24 protein-coding genes are annotated in these 20,762 nt (G+C 49.8%); 3 read left to right on the top strand and 21 right to left on the bottom strand.

The features are described from left to right. Nucleotides 1–5 precede the first annotated feature (5 nt). Nucleotides 6–680: a hypothetical protein gene (locus tag JVX88_RS01255; protein WP_211625005.1), complete on the bottom strand. Its 675-nt coding sequence runs from the start codon at nt 678–680 to the stop codon at nt 6–8. Beyond that, complete coding sequence (locus JVX88_RS01250; RefSeq protein WP_211625003.1) at nt 681–1,094, bottom strand: hypothetical protein; 414 nt, start codon at nt 1,092–1,094, stop codon at nt 681–683. Between the two features lie 196 nt (nt 1,095–1,290). Here JVX88_RS01250 and JVX88_RS01245 point away from each other — a divergent pair, with 196 nt between their 5' ends. Together JVX88_RS01245 and cutA are read left to right on the top strand one after the other, a co-directional pair. Further along, on the top strand, nt 1,291–1,680 hold the full coding sequence (locus JVX88_RS01245) for an ArsC/Spx/MgsR family protein (protein ID WP_225931324.1): 390 nt from the start codon (nt 1,291–1,293) through the stop codon (nt 1,678–1,680). Nucleotides 1,681–1,705: 25 nt separating this feature from the next. Further along, entirely contained in the window at nt 1,706–2,014 is a 309-nt protein-coding gene (cutA, locus tag JVX88_RS01240) for a divalent-cation tolerance protein CutA (protein ID WP_211624999.1), read from the top strand. On the opposite strand, the gene JVX88_RS01235 is transcribed toward cutA, so the two are convergent. The 16 genes from JVX88_RS01235 to JVX88_RS01160 form a co-directional block, all read right to left on the bottom strand. Then, a complete protein-coding gene (locus JVX88_RS01235) occupies nt 2,006–2,821 on the bottom strand; it encodes a TIGR00730 family Rossman fold protein (protein WP_211624997.1) in 816 nt (271 codons plus the stop codon). The genes cutA and JVX88_RS01235 overlap by 9 nt on opposite strands. A 79-nt stretch (nt 2,822–2,900) precedes the next feature. Further along, on the bottom strand, nt 2,901–3,662 hold the full coding sequence (locus JVX88_RS01230; protein WP_211624995.1) for an enoyl-ACP reductase: 762 nt from the start codon (nt 3,660–3,662) through the stop codon (nt 2,901–2,903). Nucleotides 3,663–3,667: 5 nt separating this feature from the next. Further along, nucleotides 3,668–4,426, bottom strand: coding sequence for a hypothetical protein (locus JVX88_RS01225; RefSeq protein ID WP_211624993.1), 759 nt, complete (start codon nt 4,424–4,426; stop codon nt 3,668–3,670). Nucleotides 4,427–4,434: 8 nt separating this feature from the next. Continuing rightward, nucleotides 4,435–5,373, bottom strand: a complete 939-nt coding sequence (locus JVX88_RS01220; RefSeq protein WP_211624991.1) for a PfkB family carbohydrate kinase — start codon at nt 5,371–5,373, stop codon at nt 4,435–4,437. A gap of 44 nt (nt 5,374–5,417) precedes the next feature. Then, nucleotides 5,418–5,795, bottom strand: coding sequence for a VOC family protein (locus tag JVX88_RS01215; protein WP_225931323.1), 378 nt, complete (start codon nt 5,793–5,795; stop codon nt 5,418–5,420). Beyond that, entirely contained in the window at nt 5,792–6,196 is a 405-nt protein-coding gene (gene bamD / locus JVX88_RS01210) for an outer membrane protein assembly factor BamD (RefSeq protein ID WP_211624987.1), read from the bottom strand. Before bamD ends, JVX88_RS01215 begins: the two co-directional genes overlap by 4 nt. 84 nt (nt 6,197–6,280) lie before the next feature. Beyond that, entirely contained in the window at nt 6,281–7,153 is an 873-nt protein-coding gene (locus JVX88_RS01205) for an S-methyl-5'-thioadenosine phosphorylase (protein WP_211624985.1), read from the bottom strand. Beyond that, a complete protein-coding gene (locus JVX88_RS01200; RefSeq protein ID WP_211624983.1) occupies nt 7,153–8,055 on the bottom strand; it encodes an MBL fold metallo-hydrolase in 903 nt (300 codons plus the stop codon). The genes JVX88_RS01205 and JVX88_RS01200 overlap by 1 nt, the downstream gene beginning before the upstream one ends. Further along, complete coding sequence (locus JVX88_RS01195; RefSeq protein ID WP_211624981.1) at nt 8,055–9,488, bottom strand: peptidylprolyl isomerase; 1,434 nt, start codon at nt 9,486–9,488, stop codon at nt 8,055–8,057. Before JVX88_RS01195 ends, JVX88_RS01200 begins: the two co-directional genes overlap by 1 nt. 97 nt (nt 9,489–9,585) lie before the next feature. Further along, complete coding sequence (gene mce / locus JVX88_RS01190; RefSeq protein WP_211624979.1) at nt 9,586–9,984, bottom strand: methylmalonyl-CoA epimerase; 399 nt, start codon at nt 9,982–9,984, stop codon at nt 9,586–9,588. Nucleotides 9,985–10,046: 62 nt separating this feature from the next. After that, nucleotides 10,047–11,000 (bottom strand): methylmalonyl Co-A mutase-associated GTPase MeaB, encoded by a 954-nt coding sequence (gene meaB / locus JVX88_RS01185; protein ID WP_211624977.1) that lies wholly within the window; start codon nt 10,998–11,000, stop codon nt 10,047–10,049. Continuing rightward, complete coding sequence (locus tag JVX88_RS01180; protein ID WP_211624975.1) at nt 10,997–11,392, bottom strand: hypothetical protein; 396 nt, start codon at nt 11,390–11,392, stop codon at nt 10,997–10,999. The genes meaB and JVX88_RS01180 overlap by 4 nt, the downstream gene beginning before the upstream one ends. Before the next feature lie 481 nt (nt 11,393–11,873). Further along, entirely contained in the window at nt 11,874–12,401 is a 528-nt protein-coding gene (locus JVX88_RS01175) for a DinB family protein (RefSeq protein ID WP_211624973.1), read from the bottom strand. A gap of 83 nt (nt 12,402–12,484) precedes the next feature. Further along, on the bottom strand, nt 12,485–13,348 hold the full coding sequence (locus JVX88_RS01170; RefSeq protein WP_211624971.1) for a hypothetical protein: 864 nt from the start codon (nt 13,346–13,348) through the stop codon (nt 12,485–12,487). Beyond that, on the bottom strand, nt 13,345–15,123 hold the full coding sequence (locus tag JVX88_RS01165; RefSeq protein ID WP_211624969.1) for a CRTAC1 family protein: 1,779 nt from the start codon (nt 15,121–15,123) through the stop codon (nt 13,345–13,347). The genes JVX88_RS01170 and JVX88_RS01165 overlap by 4 nt, the downstream gene beginning before the upstream one ends. A gap of 16 nt (nt 15,124–15,139) precedes the next feature. Continuing rightward, nucleotides 15,140–16,894: an ASPIC/UnbV domain-containing protein gene (locus JVX88_RS01160; protein WP_211624967.1), complete on the bottom strand. Its 1,755-nt coding sequence runs from the start codon at nt 16,892–16,894 to the stop codon at nt 15,140–15,142. A 243-nt stretch (nt 16,895–17,137) separates the two neighbouring features. On the opposite strand from JVX88_RS01160, the gene JVX88_RS01155 reads away from it, so the two are divergent. Beyond that, complete coding sequence (locus JVX88_RS01155) at nt 17,138–17,710, top strand: 3D domain-containing protein (RefSeq protein ID WP_211624965.1); 573 nt, start codon at nt 17,138–17,140, stop codon at nt 17,708–17,710. Between the two features lie 53 nt (nt 17,711–17,763). Here the strand turns inward: JVX88_RS01155 and JVX88_RS01150 are convergent, their stop codons facing one another. The 3 genes from JVX88_RS01150 to JVX88_RS01140 are packed head-to-tail and all read right to left on the bottom strand — an operon-like array spanning nt 17,764 to nt 20,736. Continuing rightward, a complete protein-coding gene (locus JVX88_RS01150; RefSeq protein WP_211624963.1) occupies nt 17,764–18,207 on the bottom strand; it encodes a hypothetical protein in 444 nt (147 codons plus the stop codon). A 27-nt stretch (nt 18,208–18,234) separates the two neighbouring features. Next, a complete protein-coding gene (locus JVX88_RS01145; protein ID WP_211624961.1) occupies nt 18,235–20,076 on the bottom strand; it encodes an ABC transporter ATP-binding protein in 1,842 nt (613 codons plus the stop codon). A 24-nt stretch (nt 20,077–20,100) separates the two neighbouring features. Next, nucleotides 20,101–20,736 (bottom strand): hypothetical protein, encoded by a 636-nt coding sequence (locus JVX88_RS01140; RefSeq protein ID WP_211624959.1) that lies wholly within the window; start codon nt 20,734–20,736, stop codon nt 20,101–20,103. Nucleotides 20,737–20,762: the final 26 nt, after the last annotated feature.

Here is a 20,762-nt window from a genome sequence, read left to right as displayed (position 1 = left end):
GTCAGTTATTTCCCTCCATCGACCACGCTTCTGATTATTTTTCCGGTTGATTTGTCGATGACCAAAATGTTTGGCCGATCTACGTTTGCCGTTTCTGTGAATATCACCATTTCGCCTTCGATCTCGGGCAGTTCGAACGTATTGAACGCTCCTTTTTTAGTGAACTTTCGGTATAGACCATCATGCTTCCACAGATAAACTCCGGTATCTAGATCGAGACGGCCGACGAAGCCGTGCGCCGCCAAATACGCTTCCTGATTTTCGATCAAGCCTCTTGAAACATTAAATCCGCCGATGTCCGCCACCTTCTTCCAACGCGGCTTTAGTGTTGCTCCATTAAGCCTTATCGCTCCGCCGCCTCCGGAAGGTCCATCCGACACCTCATAGACAAACACTACGTCAGTTTCATACTTTGCCCAAAAGATGCTTCGCGTAAGCAATTCGTCTTTCGCAATGGGAATGGTGAACGCTGTCGATCTTTTCGCCGCAGTGGTCCGAGTTCCGAGTCCGTTCGCAAGTATTTCATAAGAATCCTCGCCGATCGTGAAGTTCCATTTCGCCGGGCCGCCGACATCGCTCATTCCGGTGCCTTCGACTTCCCGAAATTCATAGATCTGCGCCGAAACGGTAACCGAAATAAAAAGTATGAAGACTAGCGTTAAAAATTTTATTGCAACCATTCATTTCTCCAATCTCTTGTAAATTGCATTTACGCCATCATTATACGGCTTCGCGCTGATCAGCCTTAGCGTCTCGCCTTCGATCTTGAACACAAACGTCAATTTAACCTCTTGGCCCATCATCGGGTTATCTTTCACCGGCGGGAGCACAACGGTTATCCGATTCGTGCGTTTGTTATGGTTCCATGTTCCTTTTCTGCTTTGCGTTTCGTCGCCGTTCTGCTCGTTAGAATAAACAGCAACGCCCTTTTCCTTAAGATCGAAAAGAAGTCGAAAATCGTTCCGGCCATCGTCGATCTTCGTATCAGTATAGTATTTTCCGACTACTGTCTGAGCATTAACGCCCGTAACTGCGGCGAACAAAACAAAACCCGCCGCCAAAAACATTGCAAAGAATAATTTCCTAATCATCATTTCCTTTTTGAATCAATTCACTGTCGTCCATATTTAGGATCCGCCATAGTCTAACGTCAACTCCATTAAATAAGTTCAACTGCGGTAAATCGAAGTGACAAATTACGTGCTTTCAGATCCGTATGACATATGTATATAAAACGAACGAGTTGCGGAAACTTGCAAAAAGAGCCACGAATTTTCTCGGTAGCAACAGATGAGGTTTCTTAGTATCATAGCCAATATTGGCCACCTTATGAGAATCCTTGTTTACGAAAAACCGACTTGTACAACTTGTAAAAATTTGGCGGTGTTGTTGAAGGAAAACGGCATTGACTATGAAAAGCAAAATTATTTTATAGAACCGCTGACGGCGGCGGATGTAAAAATGCTGCTGGCGAAGCTGAAAATACCGGCGTTCGGGCTGCTGCGTACGAAGGAAAAAGAATTTAAGGAACGCGGATTTACGCCCGAAACGCCCGAAGACGAGATAATTGACGCAATCGTTCAGAATCCGGGACTGCTGAATCGCCCGATCGTGGTTGTCGGCGATCGCGCAGTCATCGCCCGCCCAATAGAAAAAGCTTTGGAATTGATCCAAAGCTGATCCGGCTCCAGACTATCACCAAACAATGATGATCGTTCTAACAACCGTGGCAAACGAAGATGAGGGCAAAACCCTTGCGCAAAAACTGGTCGAGGAAAAGCTGGCCGCTTGCGTACAATTGCTCCCGCAAATGACCTCCATTTATCGCTGGAAAGGCGAAATTCACGCTGATGATGAATTCCTGCTTTTGATAAAGACTCTTCCGGAGCGATATGACCGACTTGAGTCATTCATTTCAGAAAATCATTCTTATGACACCCCGGAAATAGTCGCGCTCGAAGCTGACCGAGTATCGGATTCCTACGCCAAGTGGCTTTCGGATAGTTTAAGCTAGTTCATCCTTTGCTTTCTCCGGTCCTGCGCCAGCCGTCCTGACTATAAAATCCGTCGCATCTTGCGGAGAATCGGTCAGATGTATCAAGTTTAAATCTTCCGGCGAAATGTAGTGGTCGTTCAGCATTACGGACGTTATCCACTGTAGCATCCCCTGCCAATATTGCGAGCCGAACAAAACCACCGGAAAATTCCTGATCTTTCGCGTTTGGATCAGTGTTAGGGCCTCGAATAATTCGTCCATCGTTCCAAATCCGCCCGGAAAGATAATATAAGCATTTGAATACTTGATGAACATCGTCTTGCGGACAAAGAAATATTTGAATGAGAGAGAGCGCGTTTGGAACGGATTCGCAGATTGTTCAAAAGGAAGCTCGATATTGCAGCCCACGGAAACACCTCCTGCTTCGTAAGCTCCGCGGTTTCCGGCTTCCATGATGCCTGGGCCGCCTCCGGTAATTATCTCAAAGCCGAGCTCCGATAGAAGGCGTGCCGTTTCGCGAGCAGCGATGTACATCGGGTCGTCTTCTTTCGTGCGGGCCGAGCCGAAAATCGATACACCGCGTGTGATGGTCGCAAGGTTATCGAAGCCATCAACGAATTCGCCCATTATTCGGAATACACGCCACGAATCGGACGTTTTGTATTCGTCCTCAGGCTCCGGCGAGCGAAGCAGCACCTCGTCATCGGTCAGCCGCCAATAACCCGGCTCTCGCTGCCGCCGTTTTGCTTCGGCAACTGTTTTGGGTTCGGGCGGCTTGCCTTTGTCTTTTGCTTTTCTTGGTTTATTTGCGTCGGTTTCTGCCATCTTCTCAAATACAGGATCTGGAACTTTCGATACGCGAGCTTCTAAGAATTCAGCAAGCCGGATCCTAAACTTGCTTTCTCTATATGCCCATTATGTTGTAACCGCAATCTACATAGATCGTCTCGCCGGTGATGCCGGAGGCAAGGTCACTTACAAGAAACAAAGCGGTGTTCCCAACCTCGGCCGCGGTAACATTACGCTTCAGCGGCGACTTTTCCCCTACATAGCCCAACAAAGAGCCCATGTTCTTGACACCGCGTGCGGATAAGGTGTTGATCGGCCCGGCAGAAATCGCATTCACGCGGATGTTCTGTTTTCCAAGATCCGCTGCCAGATAACGTGTCGAAGCCTCTAAAGCTGCCTTTGCGACACCCATCACGTTGTAATTCTGCACGACCTTCTCCGCCCCATAATATGACATCGTTACGATGCTGCCGCCATCTTTCATAAGTGGAGCGGCCGCCAACGAGACCTGAGTCAAAGAAAAAGCGCTTATCTCAAGCGCTGTGCGAAAAGCATCACGGGTTGTTGTAACAAATTCGCCTTCCAACGCCTCCCTGGGTGCAAACGCAATCGAGTGTATAAGATAATCAAGGCGGCCATACTTGTCATTCACGGCTGCGAATGCGGCATCTACTTCAGATTGATCTGTTACATCGCACGGCACAACAAGCGAATCGGTCAATTCGCCGGCAAGCTTTTCGACATTTTCCTTCAAACGATCTCCCTGATAGGTGAAAGCCTGTCTTGCACCGTGTTCCGCACACGCAGAAGCACACGCCCAAGCGATCGAACGCTTGTTTGCAACACCAAAGATCATTCCGATCTTGTTTTCCAACATATTGTTTATTCCGTTATGTAGAGTCTCTGCAGAGATTCAAAATCCAGCAGGCGAATATCAATATCGACCGGCGTTTCGGCAAAGTTCTCCTTCTTCAAAAAAGCACGCAAAAGCTCCTCATCCGAAGAGACCATTTGCGTAACCAGGATCATCATCAAACGCACACTCGCCACCTTCCCTTTACTTTCGATCGCAGTTTTCGTCTGCGCGATCTTTTTCAGCATCGAATTGATGCGGTCTCGCCGGAGCTCCGGCGAGACGAGGAAAACAACTTCGCAGCAAACGAGCACGCCATCCTTCTGAAACACGGCATCAAACGGAACCTCCGCAACGCTAACATGACGAAGGATCGGGACACCTTCTTCATGCTGTATCTGCCGAAGCGCCAGATCTTCGGCAACGATGTATGCCGACTGCAAGTCGGTTAATTGTCCATCGCCAACATCAAGTATTCTCGAAAGTTCACGCACTTCTATGTTGAGGCTTTGCCGTTGCAATTCTGGAATCGCCGAGCTCCACTCGATCTGGCCGAGCCCGAGCCTGGAAGTCATTCGGCGAAATCTGAATCGGATGAATCCGAGATAACCGACCAAGCCAAGAAGAACCAGAATAAAGATCAAAGCTGCAGGCCAATTTCCTGAATTCGCCGATATAAGACCGCCGATCAAGACAAGCACGACCAGCATTGTCCCGGTCGCGACGAGCGAAAATAAGCTCACGCGGTTTTCAAATACCGAGCTCGTGTTTTCGAGCCTGTTCTGCATCGATCGTGTCAGGCAGCGCTAGATACCATCTCAAAGGCAATATCGTCGAAATGGGTCATCCGCTTGAAGTCCTTGAACCGCTGATTTATCTCCGGATAGTCCAGCGCATCCACTCGCTCCGTACCGAACTTTTCCACATTGAACGAGGCCATTACCGAGCCATATATCATCGCTCGCCGCATCGTTTCATCATTGATCTCATTCTGTGCAGCGAGATAACCCATAAATCCACCGGCAAACGTATCGCCAGCACCGGTCGGGTCAAAAACGCTTTCGAGCGGATATGCAGGAGCAACGAAGTAGCCGTCCTTGGTAAACAGGGTCGCCCCGTATTCACCGCGTTTGATAACGACCGCCTTGAGGCCATACTCCATTATCTTGCGGGCAGCTTTATAAATACTAGGCTCCTCGGTCAGCTGGCGTGCCTCAGCATCGTTGATGATGATGCAATCGACGACCTTGATCGTTTCGATCACCGCATCTTTCATCGATGAGATCCAGAAATTCATCGTGTCCATTGCCACGAACTTCGCGTTCGGACACTGTTCACGGACGTCTTGCTGAAGCATCGGAAGAATGTTCGCAAGGAACAGGAATTCGGCATTCTTTGAATTCTCTGAAAGCTTTGGATCGAATGTTTCGAACACATTGAGCTGGGTATCTAGCGTATGCGCCGTGTTCATATCGTAATCATAACGGCCCTGCCAGAAGAACGTCTTGCCGTCGGGCACAACCTCGATATCATCAGTATTGATCTGATGGCGCTTAAAGACTTCCCATTCGGCGTCCGTGAAATCGCCTCCAACTACACCAACGGCATTGACCTCAGTAAAAAAACTCGCCGAAAGGCCAAAATGCGTCGCCGCACCGCCAAGCACCTTTTCGCGTTTGCCAAAAGGGGTTTCAAGCGCATCAAAGGCGACAGAACCTACAACTGTTAAAGACATCTATTAAATGTTACTCCGAAAATTAGATATTGAATGCTCGGCAATTATTCTACACGCCACGGCGGGTTTTTGCGATTCTCCCCCGCATAGAATAAGCAGATACTGTTCCCGTTGGGGTCATTGAGATATGCTTCGCGCCAGAGCCATTCCTTCTCCTCCGGTTCATCAGCAAATTCAAGACCTAATCTTTCGAGCCGCTCGACCTCGGCATCCAGATCCTCGCACTCGAAATAGATCACGACGTCACTAGCCACTGGCTTTTCATCGGCGACATTCACCGACAAGGTTGCCTCTCCGTCCGTACACTCGAGACGGGCATATCGCGGAAGCGAATCCACAATAAGACGAAGGCCGAGTTTTTGGAAAAACTCGACCGTCTCCATCGTCTTCGAAGAATAAATGGTTACTTGGTTTAAGTTCACTGCTTTAGTTCTCTGAGCACCTTCGCAGCATTCTCTTTATATGGGCTGTCGGGATTCTTTTCGATCATAAGGCTTAGATAGGCTATGGCATCCTCGCGCAGTTTCGCAGGATCATAACGTTCGCGTTCGCGTTCAATCTTCAGATTTACCTTTTGCTTGCCTTCGTTCTTTGAAAGGTAGTAGCTGCTCATCCCGGCGAGATACAGGAATTCGTCTATCTTAGAAAAATCCGGATATGCCGCGTAGGTTTCCTCGAAGCGGAGCAGAACCTGTTTATATGCTTTCTTTGCCGGCCCGAAACCTTGCCATGCAACATCGAGGTTCTTCTTGGCGTCAGCCTCAAGGATCGGGTCACGCTCTAGAGCCGGAACGGGATTGCGCTGCGCAGATGCATCCAGCATCGGAAATACTAAGAGAAGAAACAAGAGTGGCAATGTTCGTAACATAAACCTTATGATGCACCAAGTCACGGTGCGGTTCGCATTCTAGGCCCGGTACTTTCCGATAATTGCGTCAAGCTTCTTCGCTGTCTCCGCAGGCCAATGTTCCGGAGCGGTGAAGATAGCGTTCTTAGTCGCTCCGGCGAACTGATTCGGTGTTTCCTTCGCGGCAACTCGCTTCACGGCGTCTTTCAGGATCAACTGAGCGTTCCGCACGTTCTTATTCAGGTATTCGACCACCATATCTATCGTTACGTCGTCGTGGCCTTCGTGCCAACAATCGTAATCGGTCACAAGCGCGAGGGTTGCGTAGGCGATCTCTGCTTCGCGAGCAAGCTTTGCCTCCTGCAAATTGGTCATACCTATGATGTCCATACCCCACTGGCGATAAACGTTAGACTCGGCCTTCGTGGAGAATGCCGGGCCTTCCATGCAGAGATACGTACCGCCGCGATGGACATTCACGCCTACCGTTTTACATGAGGCTTCGAGAATGTCACCAAGCTCATTACAGACCGGATGAGCGAACGTAACATGCCCGACGATGCCCTCGCCGAAAAAGGTCGATTCCTTGGCACGCGCACGTGTACGGTCAAAGAACTGATCCGGGATCACCATATCGGTTGGAGCATACTGCTCTTGCAGAGAACCTACCGCTGAAACTGACAGAATGTACTCCACGCCCATCAGCTTCATCGCATAGATGTTCGCACGATACGGCACTTCCGTCGGCAGGAACTTATGCCCCCGTGCGTGTCGCGGCAGAAAAGCAACCGTTACGCCATCAAGTTCGCCAATGATGAACGCATCCGAAGGCGCCCCGAACGGCGTTTCGACCATTTGCTCCCGCACATTTTCCAATTCCGGCATCTGATAGAGACCACTGCCGCCAATTATTCCAATTTTTACTGTTTCCATTATTCAAATAGTTCGAGAGCTCTAATTTTGCCATCGACTTCCTTAAGTCGGCAAAGCGGCCGATCAAAATCGTGATAAAAAAGACACATCCAGCCTCCTTCAACCGCTTTCGGCAAAATTTCTCTCTTGAACGCGAGCGTTTCTGTCGGATAAAGGTCATAGCCCATTATCCACGGCAACGGAACGTGATGGCTGGTCGGGATAAGGTCAGCAAAGCCGTACATCGTCTTGCCTCCTCGGTCGAGCCGCCAGGTCTGCATTGTTTCAGAGTGGCCGCGGATCGTTTGGAGCTTTAGTCCAGGGATCGGTTCGTATTCTTCCGGCATCGCTTCAAGCTGGCCGGTCTCGACCATCGGCCGCCAGTTTTCCGGCAGGTAGCTGGCACGGTCGCGTTCGTGGGGTGATTCGGCGTGTTCGATCTCGCGTGCGGAAACTAAATAGCGCGCATTTTTGAATTGCGGCACGGCTGATCTCGATCCGAACCGGTCGCCTGCTGATGCAATCGGTTCTGGCTTACCACCGGCCACAGGCAACCGATCACTGTGAACCGTATTTCCCCCAGCATGGTCGAAATGCAGATGCGTGTTTATAACTATTGTTATGTCATTGGGTGTGCAGCCTGTTTTTTCAAACAGTGTTTCGGCAAAGGGTCTTTCACGGAAGATGCCGTACATCCTCATTTCTTTCTCGGTCCATTTTTCTCCAATGCCGGTCTCTATAAGCACCTTCTCCTTGCCTGTATCAATAAAGACACAATTCATCTGCTGACGAATTCGGTTAAGTTCGTCTGGAGGGCAAACACGCTCCCAAAGAACGCGAGGGACGACTCCGAACATCGCCCCTCCGTCTAGCCTAAATTCAGTGTCGGGGACTATTTCAACCCGATAATCACCGATCTCCATTACTTCCCTTTAGGTTTAGCCTCTTCTTTCTTCGCCGGCGGCGCCTTATCCGCGGCCGGAGCTTCCGATTCATCTAAACCCATCTGCTTCCGCTGCTTTTGCATCGCTTCCTGGATCATCTCATCGGTAACTTCCGGCACATCAAAATCATCCGGAACCGAAACACCGTTTCGTGCGATCAGCCCTTCGATCAGGTCCTTCTGTTTCTTTTCTTCCAGTTTGCGTCTAACAAGCATTTTCGCCGGCATCTCCTGTGATTCCGGATCGTCCGGATCCTTGATGCCGTTGGAAATAAGTATGTGCCTTACGTCGTAAGTCTCTTCCTCTTTGCCGGAATCGTCTTTCGTAACACCCTTTCGCTCGAGCTTGACGATGTGATACCCGTAGTCTGTCTCAACAAGAGTGTCGTAAACCTGACCCGGTTCGAGCGAAAGCGCGGCCTGCTCAAATGCAGGGACCATTCGGCCCTTTGGATTATTTTCGTAAAGGCCGCCCTTGAGTTTGCCATCGGGGGCTTTGTTGCCGGGATCTTCAGTAAATTCATTTGCCAACGTGGCAAAGTCTTCACCATTCTTTACACGAGCGAGTATTTCCTCTGCTTTTGTCTTTTTCTCGGCGGCACTGTAGGCAGGATTCTCGGCAATGAACTTCTCGACCTCTTCGTCCGTTACCTTCATCTTCTCGGCATTCTTTTTGGAATAAAGCCGGGCGAGGAATTGCGCTTGCTGGAGTTTGACCTGAAGATTCACTTTCTTTACGAAATTCGGATCAAGTTCGCCGGCCTGCGCCTTTTGCTGAAACTCTTGTTCGTAGATCCCTACCTTTGCAAACATCTCGCGGGCCTGTTTGCGTTCATCTTCAGATATCTCTTTGTCGGCTAATGAAGGATTGTTTTCCTTGATAAGAGCGATCTTTGATTCAAGAAATCTCTGAAACGCAAGCTCATTATCACGAGCCCCTAACCCGATCTTGTCTTTGAGATTGTCGAAAAAGCCTTTTTCGGTCTGTTCGCCTTGCCCGTAGAACGCATTGATCTGCGGTTCTTCGATAAAACCGAAAGGCGGCATCGGCCCGGCGTCCTTATGAATCTCACGATCGTAATTTACGGCGATCACCTGCGCCCGGATGGTTTCAAGCTCGGTCTTGTTCGTCGGATCATTCGCCAATCCCTCCGCACGCGCACCGCTTGCGAGAGCAAAAAGCTCGCGAAGGCTATCAATCTGCTCCTTCCGCATATCAGGATTTTCACCAAGCCGCTTCAAATACGCCGGGTTGTCCTTTGCAAGATCAGCGACCAACAGTTCGATCTCTTCTTTCGTGATGCCATTTACATTCGATCCGGTATGACCGACGTTCTTCTTCCAGAAAACAAGCCCTACTCCGATGCCAAGCACTACCAAAAGCAAGATGAGGCCCTTTGTTAAACTACTCAATGTTTTTCTCCTATGCTCTAAAAGCGTTTCCCGTCCTTGAATTCAAACGGAAATCATAGCAAAAATATCGCCAAACTAACAGCTAAGATGCTGCCCCTCACTTAACGGTTTGCACCAGTTCGAGCAGGACACCTCCTGATGACCGAGGATGAACGAATGCCACCAGGCAGCCCTCTGCGCCAATTCTCGGTGCTTTATCGATAAGCTCAGCACCGGCCGCTTTCATCCGGTCAAGCGCAGCATTGATATCCTCGACCTCAACAGCAATGTGGTGTATCCCGCCGCCTCGCTTTTCGAGGAATTTGCTTATAGGTGAATCATCCGAGGTCGGTTCAAGCAATTCAACTCGGCTTTCACCTATCGGCAGCATCGCTACTCGGACCTTTTGATCTTCAACGACCTCGGTATGCACATTCTCAAGCCCAAGAGAGCCCTCCCAAAATCTCAACGCATTATCTATATCCTTTGTTGCGATACCCAAATGATTGATCTTCATAACTTTCTGGCCTCACCGAAGATAGCCACACAAGCGCCGCCGCTTCTGCCAAATGCTGTTATCTAGGAATGGTTCTTTGCCAATATCTCCTCCACTGCGGAATATGGATCGATGCGTTTTGCGGCAACCTCCGCGGCAAGGCTCTCCAGCTTTGCATCGGTCCCATTAGCATTCAACAGGTCGGAAAGCAGCCGCTCGCTGAGCAGTTCCAGCAATCTCCACTTCGCGATCGATGCTTTGCGGTCAGAGATCTCCTCACCATATGCCCTCGCGGCATAGCCTACATACTTATCAATTGCCGCCGCTAGCTCTTCAACGCCTTTGTTCTCCGTTGCGATGGTCTTGACTATCGGCGGGTTCCACATATCCGGCCTATGCGCGAGCGAAAGCAATGCTTCAAGCTCTTTCTGCGTTCGCAAGACGCCTTCGCGGTCGGCCTTGTTGATCACAAAAACATCGCCGATCTCCATTATTCCAGCCTTGATCGCCTGTATGTCATCGCCCATTCCAGGGACCAATACAACTACCGAAACGTCCGCGGCCTTTACTATCTCTACCTCATCCTGCCCGACGCCGACCGTTTCCACGATCACCTTGTCAAACCCGGCTGCATCAAGGATCGCTACGGCGTCCACTGTCGCACGCGACAACCCGCCCAGATTTCCCCGCGTTGCCATCGAGCGAATAAAGATATTCTTATCCAGGCCAAGCGTGGACATCCGTATCCGGTCGCCGAGAATAGCTCCGCCGGAAAATGGACTTGAAGGGTCTATGCAGATGATCCCTACACGCAAACCGATTTCTTTGTAATGCAGTGCAAGCTTATCGACGAGCGACGATTTACCAGCACCGGGTGCGCCGGTTATTCCGATGATCATCGCCCGGCCAGTCTTTGGGAAAACCGCTTTCATCAGCTCTGCCGCAGAAGTCGAACCATTTTCCACCTGCGTGATCGCACGGGCAATTGTTCTAACGTCTCCGGCAAATAGCCGATCAATGAATTCAGTATCGATCATCGTCGGTTGTCTTGCGGTTCAAATTTTACCAACTCAAATCTGGCACCCTTCCAGACCAAATAATACTTGCCGAATTTCGGTTCGTCCCTATCGTCGCCGGTTCCGATCGCCCCATCCATTATTAAAAGGCTACTGTCCGTTCGGTATTCGATCGGTTTATCATCATCCGCATAATAATTGCCGGCGATAAACGGCGAAAGCTCCTTTGGGAAAAAGACCTTTCCGGTTCGGGACTCGATAACAGCCCCGGAAACACACCCCGTTCCGCAACCCCAGGTGGCAATGATATATCGGCCCGCAAAATTCACTCCGCCGCGAAGAGCTTCGCGCAACCGCGTTCGGAACATCCTCGCATCCTTATGCGAACGAAAGTCAATATCCTTTGCTTTCACCCGTGTAACCACAGCAGGGTAACGCGAAAACTCCGGAGCTCTCGATACCTGCCCAACGCATACGACACTGAAAGAAGAAACAATAGCTGCCAATAACAAGACACGTAACATATACCTGATTTTCGCATTATCGCCGCAAAAACGAAAAGGAGGCCCATTCAGAACCCCCTTAAAATTAAGGAACATCGCACCAGATCAACCTTGGATGTGAAGGCAGCTCTTGGTCGCGTGGACTAACCAACCCCGTAAACCAGCGCGGAATTCGAGAAGTTTGATATGGACTTCGCAGCTGTTGCCCTGACCTTGTATTCATAATACTAGCCGGGCTGGACGGGAGCGATCCTTTTTCTTCGGCCAGGGGCGCATTCTGGGCCAATTTGGTATCTGTGGCTGATGCCGTGTCAGGAGCCGGCCAGGTCCCTGCGGCCAATGAAAAAGGCTGCCGATCCGGGCAGCCTAGATGCTTCAAAGTGCTATCGCATCACATTTGCCCTTCGTCGGCCGATGGGCCATAGATCTGCGGGACGGCAATGTCATTCAGCCGAAGATAGACCGAAAGCTGGCCGCGATGGTGAATTATATGATTGGTTACAACGGAACGCATCACGGCTATTTTCGGCATTGTGAAATAGACGGTCTCGCCATTGCGCATAGACCATTGCTCCATAAATACCTCGTCCGGCGTATTTCTAAGCGTATCTATCGCCTCCGCCACGTTCTTGTCCAAAAACTCCACAAGATCTTCGGTCGTTGCCGGCTGGAACGGGGTATAATCCATCTTGGCAAAATCAAGCTCCGTCTGGGTAAGCGCTGCTGGTGTCCAGCCGAACATCTCGGCTATGTGAGAGGCAAGTGCACCAAAGGTCATCGACTTTTCGTGCGGTTTCCAATCAAACTTCTCGGCCGGGATCCGCTCAAGGCATTTTCGGGTGGTCTCCGCTTCGTGCTGAAGCTCTGCGATAAATGCGGACGCGATATTGTTTGAACTTGCTGCTGCAGTATTGCTCATAATTGTCTCCTTATCTGGAAAATTTTTTGGAGTTACAACCTATCACAGATGTTGCGTCCGTGCAACATGAAACACACTATGTTTCATACGCTATTCTCAGCCGCTTCTGCCTTTGCTTTTCGCGGTGAGAGCCAATATATGTCGATCAGGTTTGCTATCGGCCCAACGATAAAGAGGGCATAATAGGGCGCGTGAACATTTTCCGCAAGGCGAAGCACCGCCTCGGCCGCCGCAATGAACAGAACGACAATTATCTGCGCCCGCTTTGAATGGCGGACTGTCGTCTTCGGGTCCGTGATCATAAAGAATATAAAGAGCTGATACATCGGACCCGTTATCGGAGCGACCTCTGCAAGGAATGAATGGCCCGTCCAGGCGCTTCTGATAAAGGCAAAGAAAACGAAGGCCAAAACGTAGGTCAGCGTTATATGGAACCGCTTTAGCCGATAGATTATCACCGAACCGAGCAGCCAGATAACAAGCATCGCATAAAGATCATTGCCCCATTGGATCGACAGGCTTGCCACAGAGAACGGCGCGGCGAAAAGCATAAAACTTACCGCAAAATTCGTCGGATTCCAGAGATGCCGCCCATCCACGCGAAGAACGTACTTCGACGAAATGGCTACCGCCGCACACAAAGCGAAAGGCCAGAATTCAGGCGAGCGAATAAGAATTCCTGCACTGATGCCGGAAATGTATGCGCTTGCAAGATGCGGAAACTTTCCATAGACCGTGTATGAAAGCACGATCTCAAAGAGTATGCAGACGCCGATCGCCGTCAGGGTTTGCGGATAACTTTCAAGGAAGCCGAACGATAGCTGCCCGGCAAGCAGTATCATCGTGATCAAAATGGGAGGCACAAAGCGTGAATCTATGCCCCACATCTTCAACGGGATGGAGTCCGCCCCCGCTACAGGATGCAATGTCGATACGTTCGTGCTCATTCTTCCTTTATTTTGTGAAGCCTGTTCAGCTCAGGCGAACTGAGTGTTGATACTTTGCCAGATGGCCATTTTATCTCGGCTTTTTCTATCTTATCCGCTTTCCCAAGCCCAAAATGCAGCCTTCTTTGATTCTGTGAGCAAAAGCCTATGCCGCCGGTTACATCCTGACGCTGTTTTTGTCCGTTCCAATAAACCGTTACTGTGGCGCCTATGGCCGAACGGCTGCTGCCGCTGCCTTCTAAGTCGAACTGGATCCAATTGCGGCCCGGAGCCACCTGATTCTTGTACACAAATGCCGGCCCGTTCTGGTTTGCGACCACAACATCCAAAACACCACGATTCCAAAGATCGGCAACTGCAACGGCACGCCCATCAAGCGTTTCCTTTACGCCAACGGCTAAGGCAATCTCATTGAACCGTCCGGCACCATCATTAAGCCAAACGCGCTTTTGCTGAAAACCAGCTAGGCTGCGGCCTTCCATTGGCGGCCAATTGGCGGCATTGCCGATGATCGCATTATGCCCTACGGTTACTTTCGAATAATCATACCAGTAATTCGCCGTCTTATCAGCAGAAATGTATCCATTGGTAAGGAACAGGTCTTGAAAACCATCGTTATTTAGGTCTCCGAACTGCGCCGCCCAGCTCCATCCGCCAAGCTCGACACCGAAATTGTTCGCCTGATTGTCATACTTAATGGCGTTGCCTGAAGTTCCCACGCGCGGCACCCATAGGTTATTCCCCTGCAGCAAAATTCCCTCTTCCGAGATGTTTGAAACGTAGATGGAGATGCGTCCGTCATTCAATACATCGCCAAAGGAGGCGTTCATCCCGCTTTTTGGCGCGAAGCCAACACCGCTTGATTCGCCCGCGGCGATGAATCGGCGCCCGTCCTGGTTCAGAAACAGTTCGGAGACAGCGTAATCATTGGCAATAAAGATATCCGGAAAGCCGTTTCCGGTCAGGTCGGCGGCACCGGCGGCAAGGGCCCAACGCGTCGAACCCAAACCGGCGGCTTCAGTTACGTCCTCAAACCTGCCGCCGCCAAGGCCGCGAAATAGATAGTTCCTGCCGCCATTTTTGGCGTATTCGAAGCTTTCCGGCATCATCAGCGTGTTCTTTAAGTCCCAGAGGTTAAGGTCCTCGCGAAAATATCCGCCAAGAAAAAGGTCGAGGACCCCATCGCGGTCGTAGTCCAGCCAGATCGCGGTGTTTATATTAGCCCATTCCGGAAATCCTGTGTTCTCGATTCGTGTAAAGCTGCTTCCGCCATTGTTCTTGTAGAGTTCTGTTCGGCCCCATTTGTAAACTAACAGGTCTTCGTAACCGTCATTGTCCATATCGCCCCAAACGGCCCCCATTGAAACGCCGTTCTCACGATCGTTAAGCTGGGCAATGCCGAGTTCGGCTGCAATATCTGTAAATGTCCCATCGCCATTGTTTCTGTAAAGCGCATTTTTTGAACCTTCGCCACTGTTCGTCAGGTAAATATCGTTCCAGCCGTCGCGGTCGATATCTACAATGGAAACACCTGCACCCATCGAGGCGATTATCGGCATTATGTGGTCGAGTTTTTCATCGAGTCGGGGTGAGACGTGAACGAATTCAATGCCGGCATCTTTGGCAGATTCGACAAAATAGAATCCATAGCGCTCGAGCGCCACCGGCGCATCGACCGAGGTTCGGGAGGGCTCATAACCGCTTCGAAGCCAAAAAGGTACGGAAAGAAGCGCTGCGAAGACCAAAGCCGCGAATATCCTTCCAGATCTTTTCATCAAAGGTAAATATATTTTAAGGGCGACGCACCCTATCACGAAAATTGTCCGGTGCAACGTAGCGAGTGTGAAAATTTAGCCAGTCAGACATATGTCGTTTATAGACCGGATCATCCTCAAGCCGGGTTGGCGGTATCGTATAATCATTGGAATCATGTCTTGGCAGCGGCAAAAGCGTTTTTGAGAAAACGGAATTAAGGTCGCCATCCTTTATCCATCCATTTCCGACGAACACCAGATCACGTTTATAGCCCGCCGGCGGATCAGGCAATGCAGGAAAACGAAGTATAAGTTCATCGCCCGCGTTCATCAGCACCATCCGTCCATCCACGCCCGTAAGCAATTCCCTTACATCCCCAAAACGCGTGTAATACCCCTCCAGGTCGCGCCACCGCTGACCCGTCGTCAATATCTGATCATAGATAGGCTTCTCCGGAGACGAGGCATTGGCTTTCTCGATCACGGAAAAGCCTCTATACCTTAGCTCTGCCGAGCCTAGCTCGATAGTCGTGGTCCGATTCTCGTCGCCGTCTTTGATCTCTGCCCAGACGAGGCGGTCCCAGTAGATCTCCATATTCGTCCGGAGCCGAAATCTTCGTTCGCCCGGCGGCAGCTCGACAAGAACCGTTTTCATTTTGCCGGCAGGAAAGCCAAGGTTCTCTCTTACGACCCGCCATCCATCGCCATCGGGTACTTCAAGACTCAAACTCTTCGGCGGCGTGAAGGAGCTTTGACCAAGCTGCACATTGATCGAAGCATCGGTCGGATGAAGCCAGCCGTCTGCGACCAGCATTAGCTCTTTGTCGGTCGGGGCATCTGCAGGAAGCACAAACTCCGCCCAATGGTCCTCCGCTACGCCTTGAAATTTACCCCGCTTTATGCCATCAAGATATACCTCATCGATAGCCCGGACCGTCTCCGACACATCGTTTCCGTTATGATCGAAAACTTTGGCAAATGGACGCGCGGCTCCGGTGGTATGAACCTTCAACGGCGGCGGCGGGACCGCAAAACGCTCATCCGCAAAGATCTCCGTCCCCTCCGGATGATCTATTACCATCAGCTTGTAATGATCGATATAGAACGATTCCCAATACTCTCCGGTTATCCGGAATTCATACGCGCCGTCTTTTGGCTTCACGGTCTCGCCGGGGATCTTGAACCATTCCTCCGTCTCCATCACGCCCGCAATGTCTTGTGCGTTTATCTTTAGCCCCAATGCCGGGCTCCACGGCGGGGCATCTTTGACCATTACGAACCGCTCGCCATTCCAGGTGAACAGATGCGGGCAAGAACCCTTCAGCCGCTGTTCGGCAGCTATGACCTGATCGGCCTGGAGATCGAACTCAGCCTGCACGAACCCATTGTTCCAAATGATGCGCAGTACATCAGTTGCGGTCGCCTCTCCAAGACCGAAGTGAACCCTCGGCGAAGATATAAGCTGCTTTTGAGTATGAACGCCTGTTCGGATCTCCATCTCACCGCCGATGCCAAAGGAATTCACTCTTGACCCCACAGAGGGCAAACGCCGCGGCAAAAAAACAAGCGTGCCGTTAAGCCCGACATTTTCGGTAAGCCCCTCTTCCGTGATCACATTGCCGTCATCGTCCTTCCATTTAATGCGTATAGGAAATGAAACTGCGTATCGTTCGCTTTGGCGGCGTTCGGCCATTTGCATTGATCTCCAGGAAATTTGAAATAAGTCCCGGCGGCGCTCTGTCTCGGCGGTCACGGGCGGGATAAGTCTAGCAGAATCGAGGAAGTTTTTCACAATTCGGCGTTTTATATGTGAAACGCCGATTATCCGGCAGGTTTTGCACAGGATGGACATAGGCCGCTGAAAATGCTAATCTTTTTCATTGTTCTGGCAGATCTTGTCGGGACAAGGCAAAGATTTTCTTTGTCAGGTAAGTCTCAATATTATGCTTGCTTAGCAAATAGTGGCCGACGTCCCTACGTCTAAACCACTATTTTTGCGTTTTATTGGGAAAACAATTTAGGAGCACGAAGAATAATGAAAGATCTCGTTAGAGGAGGAATTATTCTGTCGTTAGTAAGCGGTCTTTTCGTATTTGTTTACGCACAGACGCAGACAGAGGATGTCCCCGTTATAGCGAATGATTCGCAATTACAATTTGATATAAGCGTTATTAAACCAGAGGCAACACCAGATAATAAGAAATTAGAGATTAGTAAAGAAGATAAAAATACACTTGATCTATTAATACAAAATAAAGAGCAAGATAAGAAAAAAGAGGGAGAAAAGGCAGAAGACAAGAAGTTAGTTGAAAAGACAGTATCATCAGCAGCTGTTGGTGCAAACCGAGGTAGATTTACGGCCACTGCATATTGTCTACGGGGGAAGACAGCCTCCGGACGAATGGTCGGTAATGGCGTTATTGCTGCCGATCCACGTGTCTTAAAGCTCGGCACAAAGGTGAATCTTGGTGCGGGTGCTTACAGCGGCAATTATGTCGTTGCTGATACTGGAGGTAGGATCAAAGGGAACAAGATCGATATTTGGATGGCAAGTTGTGCTGAAGCACGTCGCTTTGGCCGCCGGACAGTAACGGTTCACGTTCCATAGATCAAAAATTTTTTTAATCTTGGTGCCGCCTTGGGCCTTTCCGAGGCGGCTTTTTATTTCTGTTGATTCATACTGGCCGCCTCAAGGTGTCTATACCGCGGGAAGTGGAGGAAAATACCAATAAAACCCAGTGTTAACCAAAGGTAAAAATATGGATAGTGGAATACAAGAGCAAGGACTAGTCCGGTTATCGAGATCACCTCGCAAATTGCACAGCCGAGTATCAAAGCCGTTTGAATATATTGTGGTTTTTGTTCTCCTATACCCTGTTCGATGATCTTTTTTCTTAAAACAAACGAGATCACAAGATTGGCAAAGGCAAGCATCGCCGCGCCAATGACTATCGGGGAAAGGTCACCAAGCAATGACTGCCCCGGGTCAAGCACGATCTCGCCACCCTTTGCTGAATAGATGACCACGACAAAAAGCAATTGCGAGAAAAGGAGTATCGCCCACAGGATCACCATCGTACGATATTTTTGGTCGAGTTCATTCATCGGTTGTGGTCATTACGGTTAGATAGATCATGCAGATTCGAGTTCTTCTTCAAGCAATTGCCGCTGATAAAGTTGTGCGTATTCCCCGTTCTGTGCGAGCAGCTCTTCGTGCGTACCTCGTTCGATTATACTGCCTTCTTCAAGCACACATATTAGATCGGCATCGCGAATGGTCGATACTCGGTGCGACACGATGAGGGTTGTTCGTTCGCGGCGGATGCCTCGCAGATTATGCAGTATCTGCTCTTCAGTGTATGTATCGACCGCAGAAAGCGAATCATCAAGAATAAGTATTCGCGGATCGCGCATTATGGCTCTTGCAATAGCAGTTCTTTGTTTTTGGCCGCCCGAAAGTGTAATACCGCGTTCTCCTACCATCTGTTCGTATTTGTTTGGAAAGCCCTTTATGTCTTCCGTCAATCCCGCAACGGACGCGGCCTTCTCAACAGATATTGAACCAACGGGATATGAAGCTGCCGGACGATATGATTTGGTTGTGTCGTCATTCGGACCCGCAGGTCGCTCTAGCCCTGAGGCTTTTCCATTCCTGAACTGTAATGACCCATAGTTTGAAACGCCGAATGCGATATTCTCTGCAAGCGAATCGCTGAAAAGGAAAGTTTCTTGCGGTACGAACCCTATAGCACGACGAAGCTGTTCAAGAGGATACTCACGGATCGGACGGCCGTCGATAAGAACACTTCCGGCTGGTGCATCGAGCAATCTTGGCACGAGGTGCATCAGAGTTGATTTACCGCTTCCCGTACGTCCAACGAATGCGATCGTCTTTCCCGGTTCGATTTTTAGGTTGATATTCTTAAGGGCGGATCTGCCGTTGTATGAGAACGTGAGTTCCTTGAATTCGACGGCGCCTTTAATAGGCGGCTGTTCTTGAACGTCGTCCTTATCTTTTATTGTCGGTTCAGTTTCTAGGATCGCATTGAATCGTTTAAGTGATGCAGTTCCTCGCTGGTACAGATTCACCACGTAGCCCAGGGCGATCAAATACCAGATCATACGCTGAAGGTAAAGAATGAAAGCCGTGAACTCACCCGCCGTTATCTCTTCTCGGACTGCCATCGGCACCCCGACCGCAACGATGATCACAAAACCAAGCCCAATAAAAAAGAACAACAGCGGGCGCATTGCCGCAGAGTATTTCACCAGTCGAAGATTCTGTGCCGCATACTCTTGATTAAGTTTTTCAAATTCCTCGATCTCTGCGGCTTCCTGGGCATATGCGCGTACAACCCGTACTCCGGTCAAATTTTCTTGTGTCCGAGCGGTGATATCGGAGAAAAATGCTTGGATCCTTTCAAAGCGCTGATGGATCCTTTCACCCAAAAACTTTACCGTTAGCGAAACGAATGGAAGCGGGATGAGCAGAAAAAGAGTCAGCTTTACGGATATGTTTAGTAGGATCGGAAGTGTTATCGCAAGAGCGAAAACTGCCTGAAATGTGTAAAGTATCATCGGGCCGACGATTTGCCGGATCGCGGCAAGATCGTTGGTCGCACGGGCCATCAGGTCGCCAACCCGATTGTTGTGGAAAAATTCAAGCGGCTGATGGACGAGCGCGGCGTAAAAATCATTACGCATATCGAATTCGATATGTCGTGAGGTATTTATCAAGAGGCGTCTTTGCAGAAAGAGAAAGACGCCAGCTGTTAAATTAGCTCCGAGAATTATCAGAGGATAGTAAATTATCTTTTCCCAAGTTATCCCAACCGCAAGATCGTCAACTGCCTTGCCGACAAGCGACGGTATTAGGAGCCCGAAAGACATCGAAGCGAGGATGAAGAATATCCCAAGAAATATCCTGCCGCGATATGGACCGAAATACTTTGCAAATTTCCGTAGCTGTTCCATATGAGCAGAATCTGCGGCAAAATATCAGCGGCGGGCAGAGAAATACTCAACCTCCGATATTTGTCTATATTCGTGTGGGATTGTAAAAATCGAATCAGGCAATTGCGTTTCGCTGTAACGGACCTCTACCAGACGAACGGCCTCTCTGCCTTCGCCTCGCAGATCGGATATCTCTTGTTTGACGATCAACTTGCGATTCTCATCATAGTATATCCTTGCCTGGCTGTCCGATCTTACGGTTTCGCTTACACGAAATATCCGAAGTCCATTCTCGATCCCTATCTCTTCGAAAGACAAATACTTCCGATCATTAAGCAGTCTGATGGTAAGGTCTTGAGCAAAGTCCGGCTCCGAACCGCCGATCGTTTCACTGATCTCGCAAAAGACGCGACGTAAATGATCGATCGCAACAGATCGGCCATTCATAATGAAAGTCTCCCACACTGTTTCTCCGTTAAACAGATCTATACGAAGCCTCGACCCGTCTTTATAAATCTCACGTTTGGATAGTTTGGCGCCGGTTTTGGTAACGATCTCAGCTTTGAATTCTTCCGGTTCCCTTATTTCGAACGGAAGATCAGGCTGCGGCGTTGGGCGAGATGCGATGCTAGCAGGCTCATCTGACCGCCAATAGCTGCACGAGGCGGACAACATTAACATTGCCAGAATAAAACCTGCAGGTTGGA

This window comes from Leptolyngbya sp. 7M (genome assembly GCF_018128485.1).
The sequence above is the reverse complement of the archived record's forward strand: the minus strand, read 5'-3'. Positions and strand labels throughout refer to the sequence as shown.